The organism is Streptomyces sp. NPDC104307, from assembly GCF_055584045.1.
In genome coordinates, this window is the sequence record NZ_JBVJMU010000010.1 from 105113 (window position 1) to 122807 (window position 17695).

Consider the following 17695-nt stretch of genomic DNA (forward strand, 5'->3'; position numbering starts at 1 on the left):
TCACTGTCCTTCCCGGTCGGAATCGACCGAAGCGTAGCTGTTCCCGTCCTGGGGAAGCTCGCCCCGGACGCCATCAACATCAACGGCGGCATGACCGCCGGTGGACCCGAAGCCCCCTTCGGCCCGCGCCGAACCGGGAAGCTCCGACACCTCGTGGAAGCGCACCTTCTCGACCTGCTGCACGACCAGTTGGGCAATCCGGTCGAACCGTTCGAACCGCACGGACTCGCGCGGGTCGAGATTGATGACGATCACCTTGATCTCTCCACGGTACCCGGCATCAACCGTCCCCGGGGCATTCACCAGTGCGACTCCACAGCGCGCGGCGATACCGGACCGGGGGTGCACGAACGCGGCGTACCCGTCGGGCAGTGCGATCGAAACCCCGGTGGGCAGCACGGCCCGCTCGCCGGGCGCGAGCTCGGCGGCCTGCGTGGTCACCAGGTCGGCTCCGGCGTCGCCGGGGTGGCCGTAGGACGGAATCGGCACGTCCGGCTCCGTCCGGCGGATCAGCACGTCCACGGGGTGTCGCATCAGGGGTTCACCTCGAAGGCGCGGGCGCGCTTGACCTGGTCCGGGTCGGCCATCGCGGCCTGGATCTCGGCGGGGCGGCCGTTGTCGATGAAGTGGTCGACCTTGACCTCGATGAAGAGGGCCTCCGCGCGGACCGCCACGGGCCCGTCCGGGCCGCCGATCCGGCCGGTGGCCCTGGAGTAGATCTTGCGGCCGTGCACGGCGGTGATCTCGGCGTCGAGGAACAGCACGGTGTCGACGGGGACGGGGCGGACGAAGTCGGTCTCCAGCCGTCCGGTCACCGCGATCACCCGCAGCAGCCAGTTCAGCGAGCCGAGCGTCTCGTCGAGCGCGGTGGCCAGTACCCCGCCGTGCGCCAGGCCGGGGGCGCCCTGGTGGGCCGCCTGCACGGTGAACTCGGCGGTGACCCCGACGCCCTCGCCGGCCCTCGCCTGAAGGTGCAGCCCGTGCGGCTGTCCCCCGCCGCAGCCGAAACAGTGTTCGTAGTGCGCGCCGAGGAGCTCGCCGGGGGCCGGCGCGTCGGGATGCCGGACCGGTTTCACCGCGTCGGCCGGGGGCTTCAGAGCCGCAGATGTTCCACTCACAGCCGCAGACCTTACCCGCGCGGCTACCCGCAGGTCGCGCCGTGCCAAGCTTGGGCTCATGCAGCCTTCCGCCCCGCCCTTCGACGAACGCCTCACCGCACCCCGTTCCTGGTGGGTGATCTGCTTCCTCTTCGGCATCGCCTGCGCGCTGATGCTGCTGCCCCTGGGCACCCTGCCGCTGCTCGCCGGCCTGGTGGGCGGCACGGTCGCGTCGGCGGTGGTGGTGAGCTCGTACGGCTCCATCCGGATCCGGGTGGTGGGCGACGCCCTGGTGGCGGGGGACGCGCGGATCCCGGTCGCGGCGCTCGGTGAGGCCGAGGTGCTGGACGCCGAGGAGGCGCGCGCCTGGCGCTCGTACAAGGCGGACACCCGGGCCTTCATGCTGCTGCGCAGCTACATCCCGACGGCCGTGCGGGTGAAGGTCACCGATCCCGAGGACCCGACCCCGTACGTCTATCTGTCGACGCGCGAGCCGAAGGCACTGGTGGCGGCGCTGAAGGCGGCGGTACGGGCCTGAGGCCTGCGGCTAGGGCCTCTCGTCCGGGGGCCGGTCCGCCGGGGCCTCGGGAGGTTCGTACGGGAGCGCGGGCCGTTCCAGCGGCGGCAGCTCGGGGAGCCGGTCCCAGGGGATCTGCCGCTCGCGCAGATCCTTCCTGACCCGTTCGGCGAGCCTTCTGGTCTCACGGCGGTTCATTATCGCGCCGACCGTGGCGCCGATCATGAACGGCATCAGGTTCGGCAGATCGCGCGCGGTGCGCTTCATGATCTGCTGGCGCAGTTCGCGCTTCATCTGGCCGCCGAGTGCCGCGTTGACGGTCACCGGACGGGTGACGTCGATACCGCGTTCCTCGGTCCAGGAAGTCAGGTAGGCGGTGGAGCGCTGGGTGATGCCGCCCGGCGGGCGGAGTCCGTACACCTCGTGGAGCTCGGCGACGAGCTTCATCTCGATCGCGGCCACGCCGGTGATCTCCGTGGCCAGCTCGGCGAGCATGGCGGGTGGTACGGGCATCATGGCCGCCGCGCCGATTCCGGCGCCGACGGTGGCGGTGGCCTTGCCCGCGCCCGCGATGAGCCGGTCGGCCAGCTCCTCGGGCCCCAGGTCGGGAAACTGCTTGCGCAGGGTGGCGAGATCGCGCACAGGGACGCGGGGAGCGATATCGATGATCAGGTCCGCGATATGACCGATCGCTGCCCTGGCGCTCTCCCCGCCCTTGCGTACGCCCCGTTTCACTGAATTCAGACGGCCTGCCCCGGTCACGGGCTCCGTCCTGTCGACCTGTTCGGCCCTGTCGGCCGTGTCGACTTCCGCAGCCGCTTCGGCTGCGCCGGCTGCTTCGAGCGAGGCCGGCCGGCCCCGCTCCTCTTCCTGTCCGCCCGGCGAGGGTGGCAGGGCGGACGGCTCGGCAGGCGCTGCTAGGCCTTCTGCCGGGCCGGTACCGCCCTCATGCGCCGCCGGCTCATTACTGCGCCGGTGACGCCGCTTCCGGAACGGCGTGTCCCCTGCCACGGCCGACCGGACCTCAGTCGCAGTCGCGGCAGATCGGCTGGCCGTTCTTCTCACGGGCCAGCTGACTGCGGTGGTGCACGAGGAAACAGCTCATGCACGTGAATTCGTCGGCCTGCTTGGGCAGGACCCTTACGGCCAGCTCTTCGTTGGACAGGTCTGCGCCGGGCAGCTCCAGTCCTTCGGCCGCGTCGAACTCGTCGACATCGACGGCCGAGGCCGTCTTGTCGCTCCGACGAGCCTTGAGCTCTTCAAGGCTGTCCTGATCGACGTCGTCGTCGGTCTTTCGTGGGGTGTCGTAATCCGTTGCCATGTCGCTCTCCCCCTCTGGGTGTCTGCGGTGTCTCAGCGCACGTAACGCGTGAGAGGCCGGACTTGTGCCCGACCCGAGGCGGAGATTTTGCCTCACATCAAGGTCTGTTACTCAATCGACACCCAAAAGGACCGCCTTATGGCGATCGGCTTGGGTGGCGATGGGGACCGTACACGGTCCCGGCGGCGCCGTTGACCGGTGCCACCCCGTGTACTTCCCGTGATAATGACCCCCGAAAACCCCGACTTTTGGCGGATTTCCGGTGGGGGCCCTGATCACGGAGCGTGGACGGCCGGAAATTCGCTCTTGTGATCGATCACACACGGTCCGTCCGGGATCGGGTCCCGAAAATTCCGCTCAAAGCGAACAAAATAATCCTCGTGCGAATCGCTCCGTCCTGCCTGTCAGACAGGCAGTGAGACGCGCATCACAAGACCACCACCCTCGCGGGGCTCCGCGATGATACGGCCTCCGTGAGCCCGCGCGACGGACCGCGCGATCGACAGGCCCAGCCCCACCCCCTTGTCGCTGCCCGTCCGCTCGGTGCGCAGCCGTCTGAAGGGCTCGAAGAGGTTGTCGATCTCGTACGCCGGGACCACAGGGCCGGTGTTCGAGACGACGAGCACGGCCTGGCCCGGCAGGAGCTCGGTGGTGACCTCGACCCAGCCGCTGTCCGGGACGTTGTAGCGCACCGCGTTCTGCACCAGGTTCAGCGCGATCCGCTCCAGCAGCACGCCGTTGCCCTGGACCACTGCCGGGCCCAGCTCACCGCGCATCTCCACGCTCTTGGCCTCGGCCTCCGCCCGGGTCTGGTCGAGGGCGCGCGAGGCGACCTCCGCGAGGTCGACGGGTTTGCGCTCGACGATCTGGTTGTCGCTGCGGGCCAGCAGCAGCAGGCCCTCGACCAGCTGCTCACTGCGCTCGTTGGTGGCCAGCAGCGTCTTGCCCAGCTGTTTGAGCTCCGGGGGCGCCTGCGGATCGGAGAGGTGCACCTCCAGCAGCGTGCGGTTGATCGCCAGGGGCGTGCGCAGTTCGTGCGACGCGTTCCCGACGAACCGCTGCTGCGCGGTGAAGGCCCGCTCCAGCCGGTCCAGCATGTCGTCGAAGGTGTCCGCGAGCTCCTTGAGCTCGTCGTCGGGGCCGTCCAGCTCGATGCGCCTGGACAGGTCCGTGCCGGCCACCCGGCGGGCGATGCGGGTGATCCGGCCCAGCGGCGAGAGCACCCGTCCCGCCATCGCGTATCCGAACGCGAAGGCGATGATGCTCAGGCCCACGAGGGCCAGCAGCGACCGGTTGAGGAGTGTGTCGAGCGCCTGCTGGCGCTGGTGGTTCACGCAGGAGTTCATCGCCGCGTTGACGGAGCTCGGTGAGCTCCCCTCCCCCAGCAGGTTGCAGATCTTGCTGGACACATGACCGTCGACGATCTGGAACGGCAGCTCGCTCCCCACGTGCAGGGCCTGCGCGGCGAGCATGTAGATGATCGAGAGCAGCAGGATGCCGGCGATCAGGAACATGCCGCCGTACAGCAGGGTGAGGCGTATCCGGATGGTCGGGCGCAGCCAGGGGTACGGGGGCTCCTGCTGCTTGGGCTCCCAGGTGGGCTTGGGGGGCGCCGTCGGTGGCGGCTGGACCGTGGGCACCGCCGTCAGATCCGGTAGCCGGAGCCGGGCACGGTGACGATCACGGGGGGCTCACCGAGTTTGCGCCGCAGGGTCATGACGGTCACCCGGACGACGTTGGTGAACGGGTCGGTGTTCTCGTCCCAGGCCTTCTCCAGGAGCTGCTCGGCCGAGACCACGGCGCCCTCGCTGCGCATCAGGACCTCCAGCACCGCGAACTCCTTGGGCGCGAGCTGGACCTCCTGCTCGCCCCGGAAGACCTCGCGGCGGTTCGGGTCGAGCTTGATCCCGGCGCGTTCCAGGACGGGGGGCAGCGCGACCGTCGTACGGCGGCCGAGGGCGCGTACCCGTGCGGTCAGCTCGGTGAAGGCGAAGGGTTTGGGCAGATAGTCGTCGGCGCCGAGCTCCAGGCCCTCCACCCGGTCGCTGACGTCCCCGGAGGCGGTGAGCATGAGTACTCGGGTCGGCATGCCCAGCTCGACGATCCGGCGGCACACGTCGTCTCCGTGCACCAGGGGGAGGTCCCGGTCCAGCACCACGACGTCGTAGTCGTTGACCTCGATGCGCTCCAGGGCCGCCGCACCGTCGTACACGACATCGACGGCCATGGCCTCCCGGCGCAATCCGGTGGCCACCGCATCGGCGAGCAGCTGCTCGTCCTCCACGACGAGTACGCGCACGGCGCTTCCTTCCTTAGAACTTCCACGAACGTCCACAACAGAGCCGCACAGTGTCCGAAAGCGACCGGTGAAACGTTCGAGTCGGGCCGTCGGCCGGTGATCCGGGCCGCGTCCGGGCCCGGTCTGTGCGCCTCCATCCTGCCCGTAACGCGTATAAACCGGCGGTAAGACGGCGCGGCCCCACCTGCGGCTTCCCGGAAGGCGGTGGTTTTCCGGGCCAGTTGAGGTTTCTCAGAGGTACGGGCTGGGGAGGACGATTTCACACCCGCGATCACGTCTCGTATGTGGCGTACCACTGGCCCCTCCGTTCCGCCGGAGGCCGCGTGATCACCCGCCCTACCGCTTCGGCGGAGGGAAACCCGGGCACACCCCCGTGCCACCGACCCACGATGAGGGGGCGCCTCATGGACGCTTTCACCGCAGGTCTGCTGCAACGCATCCAGACCACCGAGTCCGACCTCACGAAAGCCCGCGAGACGGGCGACGACTTCCTCGCGGACGTCGAGCAGAGCGAGCTGGAGGATCTGCACCGTCTCGCCGCGGAGCACGGAGTCCACATCGGCGCCACAAGCGTCTGAGTCGTTACGAGAAGGCCCCGCGGTGCCGTATCGGCACCTGCGGGGCCTTCTCCGTTCCGATGCCGCCCACGGGCCGCACAGCGGTTTCCGGGCGGGGCGGGCGGCTCAGTCGTGCCAGGCGCCGAGCTCCTCCAGCAGGGACTGCAGCGGTTCGAAGACGCCGGGTGAGGCGGCCACCGTCAGACCGCCGTCGGTGACCGCCCCCGGCCGCCCTCCGGTCAACGCACCGGCCTCCCTGGCGATGAGGTCACCGGCCGCCAGGTCCCACGGGTGGAGGCCGCGCTCGTAGTAGCCGTCGAGGCGGCCCGCGGCGACGTCGCAGAGGTCGATCGCGGCGGACCCGCCACGCCGGATGTCCCGGAGACGCGGGATCAGCACCCGGACCACGTCGGCCTGGTGCGCGCGGACGTCGGCCACGTAGTTGAAGCCGGTCGACACGAGCGCCTGGTCGAGCGGCGGGGCGGGCCGGCAGCGCAGGGCGGCACCGTCCCCGTAGGCCCCGCCCTTCGCGTACGCGCCGCCGCCGAGCACCGCGTGGTAGGTCTCCCGGCGCATCGGGGCCTCCACCACGCCCACGACCCGCTCGCCGTCCCGTTCGGCGGCGATGGACACGGCCCAGGTGGGCAGCCCGTACAGGTAGTTCACGGTGCCGTCGAGCGGGTCGATCACCCAGCGGACGCCGCTGCTGCCCTCGGAGCTGGCGCCCTCCTCACCGAGGAAGCCGTCCTGGGGGCGGCGCTCCGACAGGAAGCCGGTGATCAGCTTCTCGGCGGCGATGTCCATCTCGGTGACGACGTCCACCGGGCTGGACTTGGTCGCGGCCACCCCCAGATCGGCGGGGCGTCCGTCGCGCAGCAGCGCGCCGGCCCGGCGGGCGGCGTCCAGGGCGAGGTCGAGCAGTTCGGACAGCAGTGGGTCGGTCACGGCGCTCCCGGAGGTCTGAGGGGTACGGATCGAATCGTTCTACGCGTAGGGGCTGTCGGCGCCCGCGGCAGCCGGTCTGGGCGCGCGGGCCGGGCAGCAGCCGGCCGGGCAGAGGTCGTGGCTCGGCCCGAGCGCCCCGAGGGCACACCGCCGCGGGTCCCGGCTCTGTTCGGTGGCGGCGCGCTCCAGCACGAGTTCGCGCACCGCGGCCGCGAACCGCGGGTCGGCGCCGACGGTCGCGGACCTGCGGACCGGCAGGCCCAGCTCGGCGGCCTTCTCCGTGGCCTCGGTGTCGAGGTCGTACAGGACCTCCATGTGGTCCGAGACGAAGCCGATCGGCGCCATCACCACGGCGGGAACGCCGTCGCTGTGCAGCAGCTCCAGGTGATCGCAGATATCGGGTTCGAGCCACGGGATGTGCGGGGCGCCGCTGCGCGACTGGTAGACGAGCTGCCAGGGGTACTCGACGCCGGTCCGCTCGCGGACGGCCTCGACGATCACCCGGGCCACGTCGAGATGCTCCGCGACGTACGCGCCGCCGTCGCCGTGCGTCTCCGGTGGTCCGGAGGAATCGGCGGCGGAGGTGGGGATGGAGTGCGTGGTGAAGGCGAGGTGCGCCCCGGTGCGGACGTTCTCGGGCAGCTCTGCCAGGGAGGCGATCACCCCGTCCACCATCGGCCCGACGAAGCCGGGGTGGTTGAAGTAGTGCCGCAGCTTGTCGACGCGCGGCACCGGCAGCCCCTCGGCCTCCAGGACGGCCAGCGACTCGGCGAGGTTCTCGCGGTACTGCCGGCAGCCGGAGTAGGAGGCGTAGGCGCTGGTCGCCAGGACGGCGATGCGGCGGCGTCCGTCCCGGACCATCTCGCGCAGGGTGTCGGTCAGGTACGGCGCCCAGTTGCGGTTGCCCCAGTAGACCGGCAGGTCGAGTCCGTGATCCGCGAAGTCCTTGCGCAGGGCGTCCAGCAGCGCCCTGTTCTGGCCGTTGATCGGGCTGACGCCGCCGAACAGGAAGTAGTGCTTGCCGACCTCCTTCAGCCGCTCCTCGGGGATACCCCGGCCGCGGGTCACGTTCGCCAGGAACGGAACCACGTCGTCGGGGCCTTCGGGACCCCCGAAGGAGAGCAGCAGCAGGGCGTCGTAGGGAGCGGGCTCACGCAGATCGGACATGGCATCGATCCTGCCACCCGCCCCCCGCGCGGCTCCCACCGACATCCGCACCGCCCGGCCGCGGCCCCGGCCGCCGGCCATCGGCGGTCACGGGCGAGGCCGTAAGCTGTGCAGGCCGTATTCACCCCTGACACCGCGTGTGACCGCACCACGCGTACCGGAGTACCCCGTGCCCAGTCCCTACCGCGCGATCTTCGCCGCCCCCGGCTCCAAGGGGTTCTCCTGCGCCGGCTTCCTCGGCCGGATGCCGCTGTCCATGATGGGCATCGGCGTGGTGACCATGGTTTCCCAGCTGACCGGCCGCTACGGGCTGGCGGGCGCGCTCTCCGCGACGCTGGCGATGGCCGCGGCCGTGGTGGGGCCGCAGATATCCAGGCTGGTCGACCGGCACGGGCAGCGCCGGGTGCTGCGCCCGGTGACGCTGGTCGCGCTGGCGTCGGTGGCCGGTCTGCTGGTCTGCGCGCAGCAGGGGCTGGCGGACTGGACCCTGTTCGTGTTCGCGGCCGGCGCCGGCTGCGTCCCCAGCGTCGGCTCGATGGTCAGGGCCCGCTGGGCGGAGATCTACCGGGGCTCGGCCCGGCAGCTGCACACCGCGTACTCGTGGGAGTCGATCGTCGACGAGGTGTGCTTCATCTTCGGGCCGATCATCTCGATCGGCCTGTCCACCGCGTGGTTCCCGGAGGCGGGTCCGCTGCTGGCCGCCGGCTTCCTGCTGGTCGGCGTCTTCTGGCTGACCGCGCAGCGGGACACAGAGCCGGTGCCGCATCCGCACGCACACCACACCAAGGGCTCCGCGCTGGCCTCCCGCGGCCTCCAGGTGCTCGTGGTGACCTTCGTGGCGACCGGGGCGATCTTCGGGGCGATCGACGTGGTCACGGTGGCCTTCGCGGAGGAGCGCGGCCACAAGGCGGCGGCGAGCCTCGTCCTGGCCGTGTACGCGCTCGGCTCCTGCCTCGCCGGGGCGGTGTTCGGCCTGCTGCACCTGAAGGGCAGGCCGTCCGGCCGGTGGCTGGTGGGAGTGTGTGCGATGGCCGTGAGTATGATCCCCCTCCAACTGGCCGGGAACCTGCCGTTCCTGGCCGTGGCGCTCTTTGTCGCGGGCCTCGCCATCGCACCGACGATGGTCACCACCATGGCTCTCGTCGAACAGCACGTACCGCGCACGAGACTGACCGAGGGCATGACCTGGACCAGCACCGGGCTCGCCGTAGGTGTGGCGCTCGGCTCCTCGGCCGCCGGCTGGGTGGTCGACGCGTCCGGGGCGAAGGCGGGGTACGCGGTGCCCGCGGTGGCGGGGGCGGTCGCGGCCGCGGTGGCGTTCCTGGGGTACCGCCGGCTCAGTGGGCCGGTTCCTACGGAAGGGCGCGGGGAAGATGACCGACACCTACGCACGGACGGCGACGAGCGCGTGGCGTAACTGGGCGGGGAACGTCACCGCCCGTCCGGTACGGACCGTGTCGCCCGCCTCCGTGGACGAGCTGGCCGAGGAGCTGCGCAGGGCCTCCGAGGACGGTCTGAAGGTGAAGCCGGTGGGCACCGGCCACTCCTTCACCGCGACCGCGGCCACCGACGGGCTGCTGATACGCCCCGAGCTGCTCACCGGCATCCGGGAGATCGACCGGGCGGCGATGACGGTGACCGTCGAGGCCGGTACCCCGCTGAAGCGCCTCAACACCGCGCTGGCCCGCGAGGGCCTCTCGCTCACCAACATGGGCGACATCATGGACCAGACGGTCGCCGGGGCCACCTCCACCGGCACCCATGGCACCGGGCGTGACTCGGCGTCGATATCGGCGCAGATCCGGGCCCTGGAGCTGGTCACGGCGGACGGCACGGTGCTGACCTGCTCGGCGACCGAGAACCCGGACATCTTCGCCGTCGCCCGGATCGGGCTCGGCGCCCTGGGCGTCATCACGGCGATCACCTTCGCCGTGGAGCCGGTCTTCCTGCTGACCGCCCGCGAGGAGCCGATGGCGTTCGACCGGGTCACGGCCGAATTCGATCAGATGGTGGCCGAGAACGAGCACTTCGAGTTCTACTGGTTCCCGCACACCGGCAACTGCAACACCAAGCGCAACAACCGCAGTGCGGGCCCCGCCGCTCCGCCCGGAAAGGTCAGCGGCTGGATCGAGGACGAGCTCCTCTCCAACGGGATCTTCCAGGCGGCCTGCGCCCTCGGCCGGGCGGTACCCGGCACGATCCCCTCGATCGCCAAGCTCTCCAGCCGCGCCCTGTCGGCCCGCACCTACACCGACATCCCGTACAAGGTCTTCACCAGCCCGCGCCGGGTGCGGTTCGTGGAGATGGAGTACGCCCTGCCGCGCGAGGCGGCCGTGGAGGCACTGCGCGAGGTCAAGGCGATGGTGGAACGTTCACCGCTGCGGATCAGTTTCCCGGTGGAGGTGCGCACCGCCCCCGCCGACGACATAGCGCTCTCCACGGCCTCGGGCCGGGAGAGCGCGTACATCGCCGTCCACCTCTACCGGGGCACGCCTTACCAGGCGTACTTCACGGCGGTGGAGCGGATCATGACCGCCCATGCGGGCCGCCCGCACTGGGGCAAGGTCAACACCCGTGACGCCGGCTACCTCGCCGGGGTGTACCCGCGCTTCGGCGAGTTCACCGCGGTCCGGGACCGGCTGGACCCGGACCGCCTGTTCGCCAACGACTACCTGCGCCGGGTCCTGGGCGACTGAGGGTCGCGCCGGGTCCGCTCACTCCCCGGTGTCCGTGCCGGCCGGCGGGTCCTGCTGCGCGGGGGCGCTGCCCGTGCCCGCCGGGTCCGGGGCGGTGCTGCTGCCGTCGCCGGTCTCCGACGGGGTGGGCGTGGGCGACAGCGCCGGGTCTGCCACGGAGTCCGACGGGGTGGGCGTGGGCGACGGGTCCGTCGTCGGGCTCTCGCCCCGGTCCGTTTCCGGGCTCCGGCTCTGTCCGCCCGGCTCCTGGCCGGTGCCGGGAGTGGAGCTGCCGCTCCGGTCCGGGGTGGGCCGGTCGTCCTGGCCGGGGTCGGTGCTGTGCGCCGGCGCCGGGTCCGCGGGCGCCGATCCGCGCTCGCCGCGTACGACGGAGCCCACGGTGGTTCCCTGACCGCCGCTCAGGTCGTTGCCCGAGACCAGCTCGAAGGTGGTGATCCCCGCCATCGAGACGGCGAACACCACGGCGGCGCCGAGCGCCGAGCGCTTCCAGCCGCGGATCCGGGTGCCGTGCGTGGTCGCCTCCGTGAACTCCTCGTCCCCGGAAGCCGTCGCGAGCGGCCGGGTTCCGTCGACCGCTCTGATCAGCTGGGTGCGTCCGGGGTCCTGCGACACCTTGCGCAGGACGGTGGTCGCGTCCGCGTCCTGGGGCGTGGTCGCCGCGTCCGGCCGGCGCAGGAGCCTCGTGGCGTCCATCGCGGGCGGCACCGCGGCGGCGTCGGGTGATCCGGCCGCCTCCCGCAGGGCGACACGCGTCTCGGGGGTCCCCCACGTGCCGTCCGGGTCACCGGCGTCACGCGTCTGGCGGGTGTGCACGGTCACTTCGCGGTCCGGGTGCTTCACCTGGACCGTGACCTCGCGGATCTGTTCACCCGTACGACGGAAGAAGTGCTGGAAGACCGAGCCCCCGCAGGTGGCCACGATGCTCATCACCCCGGCGCCGAGAATCGTTCCGTACACGCCCAGTTGTGAGGCCGCCACGGCCGCCGCCACCGCCGCGACCGCACTGCCCGCGACCTGGGGCAGGCTGAGATCGATCCGCCTTTCTCTGGGTTCTATGTCACTTTCCGGCTTCTGCACCATTTCCAGCCCTTGATTGACATCGCTCCCACCATGCAACAGAAGGGACATTTGAGCGAAGCCGATAGTTCCGTTTACGGTGATTCTGTGAAGCAGGACACGCGAGGGCAGCATCCCGTCTCCAGCGGGGCGGCTCAACTCCCGTACCTCGCGAGAACTTCAGCGGCGCGGCGGTCCACCCACATGGCCCGAATGGAGTACTGTGGCGAGCCCTGGGGCCGGACTCCCACGTGGAAGTCCGGAACCTTCGGGAGGGGGCCGAAGGAGGCACTCGATCCGGCGGCGCCGCGGCATCGCACGGGGGCCGGCTGCACAGAGTGACCAACTGATACTTTGTGTTGCGCAAGAGGTCACCGTGCCATACCGGCGATCAAGGGCTCACGCCCGACACGCCGGGCAACACGGCAATGTTGTGGCAGGCTGCACCCGGGCAGGTCACACTCGACTAGCGGAAGCAGCGACGCACGTGACGTCGGCAGGCACCACCCGGGAGGTCCCCATGCCCGAACTGCGTGTCGTGGCCGTCTCCAACGACGGCACACGACTGGTGCTCAAGGCTGCAGACAGCACGGAGTACACCCTCCCGATCGACGAGCGGCTGCGAGCCGCCGTGCGCAACGACCGGGCACGGCTCGGTCAGATCGAGATCGAGGTGGAGAGCCACCTCCGCCCCCGCGACATCCAGGCCCGGATAAGGGCCGGCGCGTCGGCGGAGGAAGTCGCCCAGTTCGCCGGGATCCCGGTCGACCGCGTCCGCCGCTTCGAGGGCCCCGTACTCGCGGAGCGCGCCTTCATGGCCGAGCGCGCCCGCAAGACGCCGGTGCGCCGCCCCGGCGAGAACACCGGACCCCAGCTCGGCGAGGCGGTGCAGGAGCGCCTCCTGCTGCGCGGCGCCGACAAGGAGACCGTCCAGTGGGACTCCTGGCGCCGCGACGACGGCACCTGGGAGGTCCTCCTGGTGTACCGGGTCGCCGGTGAGCCGCACTCCGCGAGCTGGACCTACGACGCCCCGCGGCGGCTGGTCGTGGCGGTGGACGACGAGGCGCGCTCGCTGATCGGTGAGACCGACGACGTCGCCGCGCCCGAACCGAGCTTCCCGTTCGTGCCCCGGATCGCCCGGCTGCCGCGCGACCGGCCGCTGGACCGCGCCCTGGACCGCCAGATCGAGCGTCCCGCGCCGCCTCCGCCGCCGGAGCCGGAGGAGCGCGTCGGCGGGGTCACCGCGAGCGAACGTGATTCGCTCACCAGCCTCCTGGAGGCCGTACCCAGCTTCCGGGGCGACATGGTCGTACCGGAGCGCCCCGCGCCGCCCGAGCCGCCGGCCATCGAACCGGCCGCGCAGGAGCCGGAGGCCGAGGAGCCGCCGGCCGCCTCCGCGGGCGCCGGTTCCGCCTACGCGGATGTGCTGATGCCCCGCGCGGTGGCCGGTCACCGCGACCGGCTGACCGGCACCACCGACCGGCAGGCCGAGGCGGACGGCGTCCGGCCGGGCCGCCGAGCCGCGGTGCCGAGCTGGGACGAGATCGTCTTCGGCACGCGCCGCAAGAAGCAGGACTGACCCGGGTGACCGAGGCGTGAAGGGGGCCCGTACGCGCTTGCGTACGGGCCCCTTCACGCCGCGTCGACGGAACCCCGCCTCCCGGTTACGGCCCGCCGTCCCGTTACCGGGGCTCGGGGCCCGTGGCGACCGGCCGGGTCTCATCGGCCGACCACTGGGACCAGGAGCCCGCGTAGAGGGCGGCGGTGAACCCGGCGACCTCCAGGGCCAGCACCTCGTGCGCGCCCGAGACGCCGGAGCCGCAGTAGACGCCGACGTCCACGGCGTCCCCGTCGGCGCCCAGTCCGGTGAAGCGTTCGGCCAGCGCCGCCGCGGGCAGGAAGCGCCCGTCCGCCCCGACGTTCTGCACCGTGGGGGCCGAGACCGCGCCGGGGATGTGCCCGCCCACCCGGTCGATCGGCTCCACATCGCCCCGGTAGCGCTCGGCGGCCCGCGCGTCGAGCAGCAGGCCGGAGCGCGCCAGGGCCGCCGCGCCGTCCGCGTCCAGCAGCGGCAGTGCCCCCGGCTCCGGAACGAAGTCGCCCTCGGCGGGGACCGGGGTCTCCTTGGACAGCTCGCCGGTCCAGGCCGCGAGACCGCCGTCCAGCACCCGGACGTCCCGGTGCCCCGTCCAGCGCAGCAGCCACCAGGCGCGGGCCGCCGCCCAGCCCTGGCCGCCGTCGTAGACGATCACCGAACTGTCCCGGTTGACCCCGGCGCGGCGCATCACGGCGCCGAATTCCGCCGGGTCCGGAAGCGGGTGGCGGCCCCCGTCGCCCGCGGGGCCGGCGAGTTCGCTGTCCAGGTCGACGTAGACCGCCCCGGGGATGTGCCCGGCCTCGTAGTCGGGCCGGCCGGGCGGGCCGCCCAGTTGCCAACGTACGTCCAGGAGCACCGGCGGCCGGGGCCCCGCCGACTCGCTCGCACATTCGGATGCGGAGATGATGGGCTTCATGGGAGCCATCCTCGCGCAGTGGCCTGCCCACCCGTAACAACGACGAAATGGTCGTACCGGCACAAAGCGGAACCTCGTCCGTCGAGATCACGGAAAGTGCGGCGCGGCCGGGGCGCATCGGGCGCCGGGTGGTGCAAGCATCTGCACGGGGCGTACACATCCCGTACCGCACGACGGCGCGCAGGCCCCGTTCCCCCGTACGGCCACCACGATGGTCCGAGGAGATAGTGACGATGACCGAGGCTGCCGCTCGGCGTACACCCGGAACACCTTGCTGGGTGAGCCTGATCGTGCACGGCCTGGACACGACCCAGAACTTCTACGCCGAACTGTTCGGCTGGGAGTTCGGACCGGGCCCGGAGCAGCTGGGCCCGTACGTCCGGGCCCTGATCGACGGCGAGGAGGTGGCCGGCATCGGGCAGCTCTCTCCCGACCGGCACCTGCCGATCGCCTGGACGACCTACCTGGCCACCGACGACGCCGATCTCACGGCGGAGGCGATCCGTGCCTGCGGCGGCACGGTAGGTGTCGGGCCGCTGGACGCGGGCGAGGCCGGCCGGATGGCCATCGCCTCCGACCCGGGCGGGGCCGTCTTCGGGATCTGGCAGGCGGGCCGCCATATCGGCAGCTCGCCGGCCGGAGCGCCCGGAATGCCTGTCTGGAACGAGCTGGTGACCCGGGAGACCGCGACGGTCGCCAAGTTCTACCAGGCGGTCTTCGGTTACGCGACGGAGGCCGTGGTCTCGGCCGACTTCGACTACCAGACCCTGCACCTGAACGGCCGCCCGGTGGCCTCGCTGCACGGGGTCGGCCACGGCCTGCCGAGGGACCGCGGCCCGCACTGGATGACGTACTTCGAGGTCGCGGACACCGACGAGGCCGCGCAGCACGTGGTGGAGCTCGGCGGGCACATCCTCCAGGCCCCCAGGGAGGGCGCTTCCGGCAGGGTGGCGCTGGTCGCCGATCCCGAGGGTGCGGCGTTCACGATCGTGCGGTCCGCGAAGCACTGAGACGGAGGCGCAGGGGCCGACGCCCGCGTCGGTCCCTCCGCTCCCGGACGGCGGGCGCTACCGCTGCGCCGCGAGCCAGTCGTACCAGTGGCTCAGGCCCTCGCCGGTGGTCGCGGAGAGCGTCAGCACGCGCACGTCCGGGTTGACCGAGCGCGCGTGTCGCGTGCACTGCTCGACGTCGAAGTCGACGTAGGGCAGCAGATCGGCCTTGTTGATCAGGATCAGGTCGGCGGCGGCGAACATGTACGGGTACTTCAGCGGCTTGTCCGTGCCCTCGGTGACCGAGATGATCACGGCCTTGGCGCGCTCGCCCAGGTCGAACAGGGCGGGGCAGACCAGGTTCCCGACGTTCTCCACCATGAGCAGCGAGCCCTGGGCCGGGGACAGTGCGGTCAGCGCGTCCCGCATCATCTCCGCGTCCAGGTGACAGCCCGCCCCGGTGTTCACCTGCACCACGGCGCAGCCGGTGCGGCCGATCCGGTCGGCGTCGAGCCGGGTCTCCTGATCGCCCTCGATGACGGCCACCGGGCGGCGGCCGGCGAGATCGGTGATGGTGCGTTCGAGCAGGGTGGTCTTGCCGGCGCCGGGTGAGCTCATCATGTTCACGGCCACGACACCGCGATCCGTCATCCATGTCCGGTTGCGCTCCGCGAGGAGGTCGTTCTTGGCCAGCACCCTCTGCTCGATGGTGACGGTCTGCACGGCGCCGTCCGGCTGAAGGCCCGCGTGTGAGTGCGGGTGCGGGTGCGGGTGCGGATGGCCGTGATCCGGTTCATCGTCCTCGCGCAGCATCGTGATCCGGGTCCCGCCGGACTCCTCGGAACAACCGCAGGTGCCACACATGGTTCAGCCCACTCTCATGGAAACGATCTGCAGTTCCTGTCCCGATGTGATCTCCACATCCGCGCTGCCGCAGGGACACAGCAGAATCAGGTCGGTCAGGGTGAATTCGACAGCGCAGGTACGGCAGCGGCCGGCTCCGGGCCGCTGCTCGATCTCCAGCTCGGCGCCCTCCGCGGCCGTTCCCTCGGTGACCAGGCCGAAGCAGAAGCGCATCGAGTCCGGCACCACGGCGGTGAGCACACCGACGCGGACCCGGACCGTGCGGACCGGACGCCCCTCGGCGCGCTCGCACACCGAGTCGACGACGCTCTGTGTGATGGCCAGCTCGTGCACCGGTGCCTCGTCCTTCCTGGGGTGGCTCCGACCGTAGGGCGGCGGCCGGCTGCCGCCCGGGTCCGACCGGACCGGTACCCGGCCGGATCACCCGACCGGTCCACGGGCCTGCGGTCATTCGGCCCCCGGGAATGGGGCGGCCCGGCAATTCCCCGTGTTGCCGGTCCGCCCGAATCGGGGCGTGATGGTAGCAATGTGCGCGTACCCATCCGTGGGGGCCGATGGTCCGGTGGGCCATCATCCTGAAAGGCGGCACCTCCATGCCGACAGAGGAAGCGGTAAAAGCGGAGGACACCCTGATCCACGTCCTGTGGATCAATGCGGGGCTGAGCTGTGACGGCGATTCCGTTTCGCTGACAGCGGCCACTCAGCCGAGCATCGAGGAGATCGCGCTCGGCGCCCTGCCCGGACTTCCGAAGATCGCCGTCCACTGGCCGCTCATCGATTTCGAGTGCGGCCCCAACGGCGGCGCCGATGACTTCCTCGAATGGTTCTTCAAGGCCGACCGGGGAGAACTCGAACCGTTCGTCCTGGTCGTCGAGGGGTCCATTCCGAACGAGCAGTTGCACGACGAGGGGTACTGGTGCGGATTCGGCAACGATCCCGCCACCGGTCAGCCGATGACCACCAGTGAGTGGCTCGACCGGCTGACCCCGAAGGCGACCGCGGTCGTCGCGGTCGGCACCTGTGCGACGTACGGCGGCATCCACGCCATGGCGGGCAACCCGACCGGTGCGATGGGGGTGCCCGACTACCTGGGCTGGGACTGGAAGTCCAAGGCCGGCATCCCGATCGTGTGCGTCCCCGGGTGTCCGATCCAGCCGGACAACCTGTCGGAGACGCTCACCTACCTGCTCTACATGGCCACGGAGCAGGCGCCGATGATCCCGCTGGACGACGCGCTGCGGCCGACGTGGCTGTTCGGCTCGACGGTGCACGAGGGCTGTGACCGGGCCGGGTACTACGAGCAGGCCGACTTCGCGACGGAGTACGGCTCGCCCAAGTGCATCGTCAAGCTCGGCTGCTGGGGCCCCACGGTCAAGTGCAACGTGCCCAAGCGCGGCTGGATGAACGGCATCGGCGGCTGCCCCAACGTCGGAGGCATCTGCATCGGCTGCACCATGCCGGGGTTCCCGGACAAGTTCATGCCGTTCATGGACGAGCCCCCGGGCGGAAAGCTCTCGACCAACTCGGTCGGGCTGTACGGGTCGACGATGCGGCGGCTGCGCCACATCACCACGCACACCCTGGACCGCGAACCGAAATGGCGTAAGCCGGGCAGGGAACTCACGACCGGCGCCACACGCACCTGGTAAGTGACCGCGCAAATCACGGCGACAA

At 71.2% G+C, this 17695-nt stretch carries 19 protein-coding genes; 7 read left to right on the forward strand and 12 right to left on the reverse strand.

The window, feature by feature from the left end:
• Together dut and ACZ601_RS24325 are read right to left on the reverse strand one after the other, a co-directional pair.
• The gene (gene dut / locus ACZ601_RS24320) at nucleotides 1-534 is read right to left on the reverse strand and encodes a dUTP diphosphatase (RefSeq protein WP_469541387.1); all 534 of its coding nucleotides are present in this window, start codon (nucleotides 532-534) and stop codon (nucleotides 1-3) included.
• Nucleotides 534-1118 carry a PaaI family thioesterase gene (locus ACZ601_RS24325; RefSeq protein ID WP_327339400.1) on the reverse strand — a complete coding sequence of 195 codons (585 nt, stop codon included), beginning with the start codon at nucleotides 1116-1118 and terminating at the stop codon, nucleotides 534-536. Before ACZ601_RS24325 ends, dut begins: the two co-directional genes overlap by 1 nt.
• 58 nt (nucleotides 1119-1176) lie before the next feature.
• On the opposite strand from ACZ601_RS24325, the gene ACZ601_RS24330 reads away from it, so the two are divergent.
• Entirely contained in the window at nucleotides 1177-1635 is a 459-nt protein-coding gene (locus tag ACZ601_RS24330; RefSeq protein ID WP_440573084.1) for a DUF3093 domain-containing protein, read from the forward strand.
• 9 nt (nucleotides 1636-1644) lie between these two features.
• On the opposite strand, the gene ACZ601_RS24335 is transcribed toward ACZ601_RS24330, so the two are convergent.
• From ACZ601_RS24335 to ACZ601_RS24350, 4 genes are all read right to left on the reverse strand, one after another.
• Entirely contained in the window at nucleotides 1645-2625 is a 981-nt protein-coding gene (locus ACZ601_RS24335) for a hypothetical protein (RefSeq protein ID WP_469541392.1), read from the reverse strand.
• Between the two features lie 13 nt (nucleotides 2626-2638).
• On the reverse strand, nucleotides 2639-2935 hold the full coding sequence (locus tag ACZ601_RS24340; RefSeq protein WP_003965732.1) for a DUF4193 domain-containing protein: 297 nt from the start codon (nucleotides 2933-2935) through the stop codon (nucleotides 2639-2641).
• Nucleotides 2936-3339: 404 nt separating this feature from the next.
• Entirely contained in the window at nucleotides 3340-4575 is a 1236-nt protein-coding gene (locus tag ACZ601_RS24345) for a sensor histidine kinase (RefSeq protein WP_440573082.1), read from the reverse strand.
• 5 nt (nucleotides 4576-4580) lie between these two features.
• Complete coding sequence (locus ACZ601_RS24350) at nucleotides 4581-5234, reverse strand: response regulator transcription factor (RefSeq protein ID WP_440573081.1); 654 nt, start codon at nucleotides 5232-5234, stop codon at nucleotides 4581-4583.
• Between the two features lie 404 nt (nucleotides 5235-5638).
• On the opposite strand from ACZ601_RS24350, the gene ACZ601_RS24355 reads away from it, so the two are divergent.
• Nucleotides 5639-5812: a hypothetical protein gene (locus ACZ601_RS24355; RefSeq protein WP_185092415.1), complete on the forward strand. Its 174-nt coding sequence runs from the start codon at nucleotides 5639-5641 to the stop codon at nucleotides 5810-5812.
• Between the two features lie 105 nt (nucleotides 5813-5917).
• Here the strand turns inward: ACZ601_RS24355 and ACZ601_RS24360 are convergent, their stop codons facing one another.
• The gene (locus ACZ601_RS24360) at nucleotides 5918-6736 is read right to left on the reverse strand and encodes an inositol monophosphatase family protein (RefSeq protein ID WP_469541398.1); all 819 of its coding nucleotides are present in this window, start codon (nucleotides 6734-6736) and stop codon (nucleotides 5918-5920) included.
• 39 nt (nucleotides 6737-6775) lie between these two features.
• Nucleotides 6776-7903 carry a ferrochelatase gene (locus tag ACZ601_RS24365; protein WP_469541401.1) on the reverse strand — a complete coding sequence of 376 codons (1128 nt, stop codon included), beginning with the start codon at nucleotides 7901-7903 and terminating at the stop codon, nucleotides 6776-6778.
• 169 nt (nucleotides 7904-8072) lie between these two features.
• Here ACZ601_RS24365 and ACZ601_RS24370 point away from each other — a divergent pair, with 169 nt between their 5' ends.
• Both ACZ601_RS24370 and ACZ601_RS24375 read left to right on the forward strand, forming a co-directional pair.
• On the forward strand, nucleotides 8073-9320 hold the full coding sequence (locus tag ACZ601_RS24370; protein ID WP_469541404.1) for an MFS transporter: 1248 nt from the start codon (nucleotides 8073-8075) through the stop codon (nucleotides 9318-9320).
• Nucleotides 9277-10599 (forward strand): D-arabinono-1,4-lactone oxidase, encoded by a 1323-nt coding sequence (locus tag ACZ601_RS24375; RefSeq protein ID WP_469541406.1) that lies wholly within the window; start codon nucleotides 9277-9279, stop codon nucleotides 10597-10599. The genes ACZ601_RS24370 and ACZ601_RS24375 overlap by 44 nt, the downstream gene beginning before the upstream one ends.
• Nucleotides 10600-10617: 18 nt before the next feature.
• On the opposite strand, the gene ACZ601_RS24380 is transcribed toward ACZ601_RS24375, so the two are convergent.
• Nucleotides 10618-11679 carry a hypothetical protein gene (locus tag ACZ601_RS24380; RefSeq protein WP_469541409.1) on the reverse strand — a complete coding sequence of 354 codons (1062 nt, stop codon included), beginning with the start codon at nucleotides 11677-11679 and terminating at the stop codon, nucleotides 10618-10620.
• A 496-nt stretch (nucleotides 11680-12175) separates the two neighbouring features.
• On the opposite strand from ACZ601_RS24380, the gene sepH reads away from it, so the two are divergent.
• Nucleotides 12176-13234: a septation protein SepH gene (sepH, locus tag ACZ601_RS24385; RefSeq protein ID WP_440574519.1), complete on the forward strand. Its 1059-nt coding sequence runs from the start codon at nucleotides 12176-12178 to the stop codon at nucleotides 13232-13234.
• Nucleotides 13235-13337: 103 nt separating this feature from the next.
• On the opposite strand, the gene ACZ601_RS24390 is transcribed toward sepH, so the two are convergent.
• Nucleotides 13338-14168, reverse strand: coding sequence for a sulfurtransferase (locus ACZ601_RS24390; protein ID WP_469541412.1), 831 nt, complete (start codon nucleotides 14166-14168; stop codon nucleotides 13338-13340).
• Between the two features lie 233 nt (nucleotides 14169-14401).
• Here ACZ601_RS24390 and ACZ601_RS24395 point away from each other — a divergent pair, with 233 nt between their 5' ends.
• Nucleotides 14402-15178 carry a VOC family protein gene (locus tag ACZ601_RS24395; protein WP_469541415.1) on the forward strand — a complete coding sequence of 259 codons (777 nt, stop codon included), beginning with the start codon at nucleotides 14402-14404 and terminating at the stop codon, nucleotides 15176-15178.
• 57 nt (nucleotides 15179-15235) lie between these two features.
• On the opposite strand, the gene hypB is transcribed toward ACZ601_RS24395, so the two are convergent.
• Together hypB and ACZ601_RS24405 are read right to left on the reverse strand one after the other, a co-directional pair.
• Nucleotides 15236-16021: a hydrogenase nickel incorporation protein HypB gene (hypB, locus tag ACZ601_RS24400; RefSeq protein ID WP_469541418.1), complete on the reverse strand. Its 786-nt coding sequence runs from the start codon at nucleotides 16019-16021 to the stop codon at nucleotides 15236-15238.
• A gap of 3 nt (nucleotides 16022-16024) precedes the next feature.
• Complete coding sequence (locus ACZ601_RS24405; RefSeq protein ID WP_440574515.1) at nucleotides 16025-16354, reverse strand: hydrogenase maturation nickel metallochaperone HypA/HybF; 330 nt, start codon at nucleotides 16352-16354, stop codon at nucleotides 16025-16027.
• Between the two features lie 260 nt (nucleotides 16355-16614).
• Here ACZ601_RS24405 and ACZ601_RS24410 point away from each other — a divergent pair, with 260 nt between their 5' ends.
• Nucleotides 16615-17670 (forward strand): NADH-quinone oxidoreductase subunit B family protein, encoded by a 1056-nt coding sequence (locus ACZ601_RS24410; protein WP_440574514.1) that lies wholly within the window; start codon nucleotides 16615-16617, stop codon nucleotides 17668-17670.
• Nucleotides 17671-17695 lie beyond the last annotated feature (25 nt).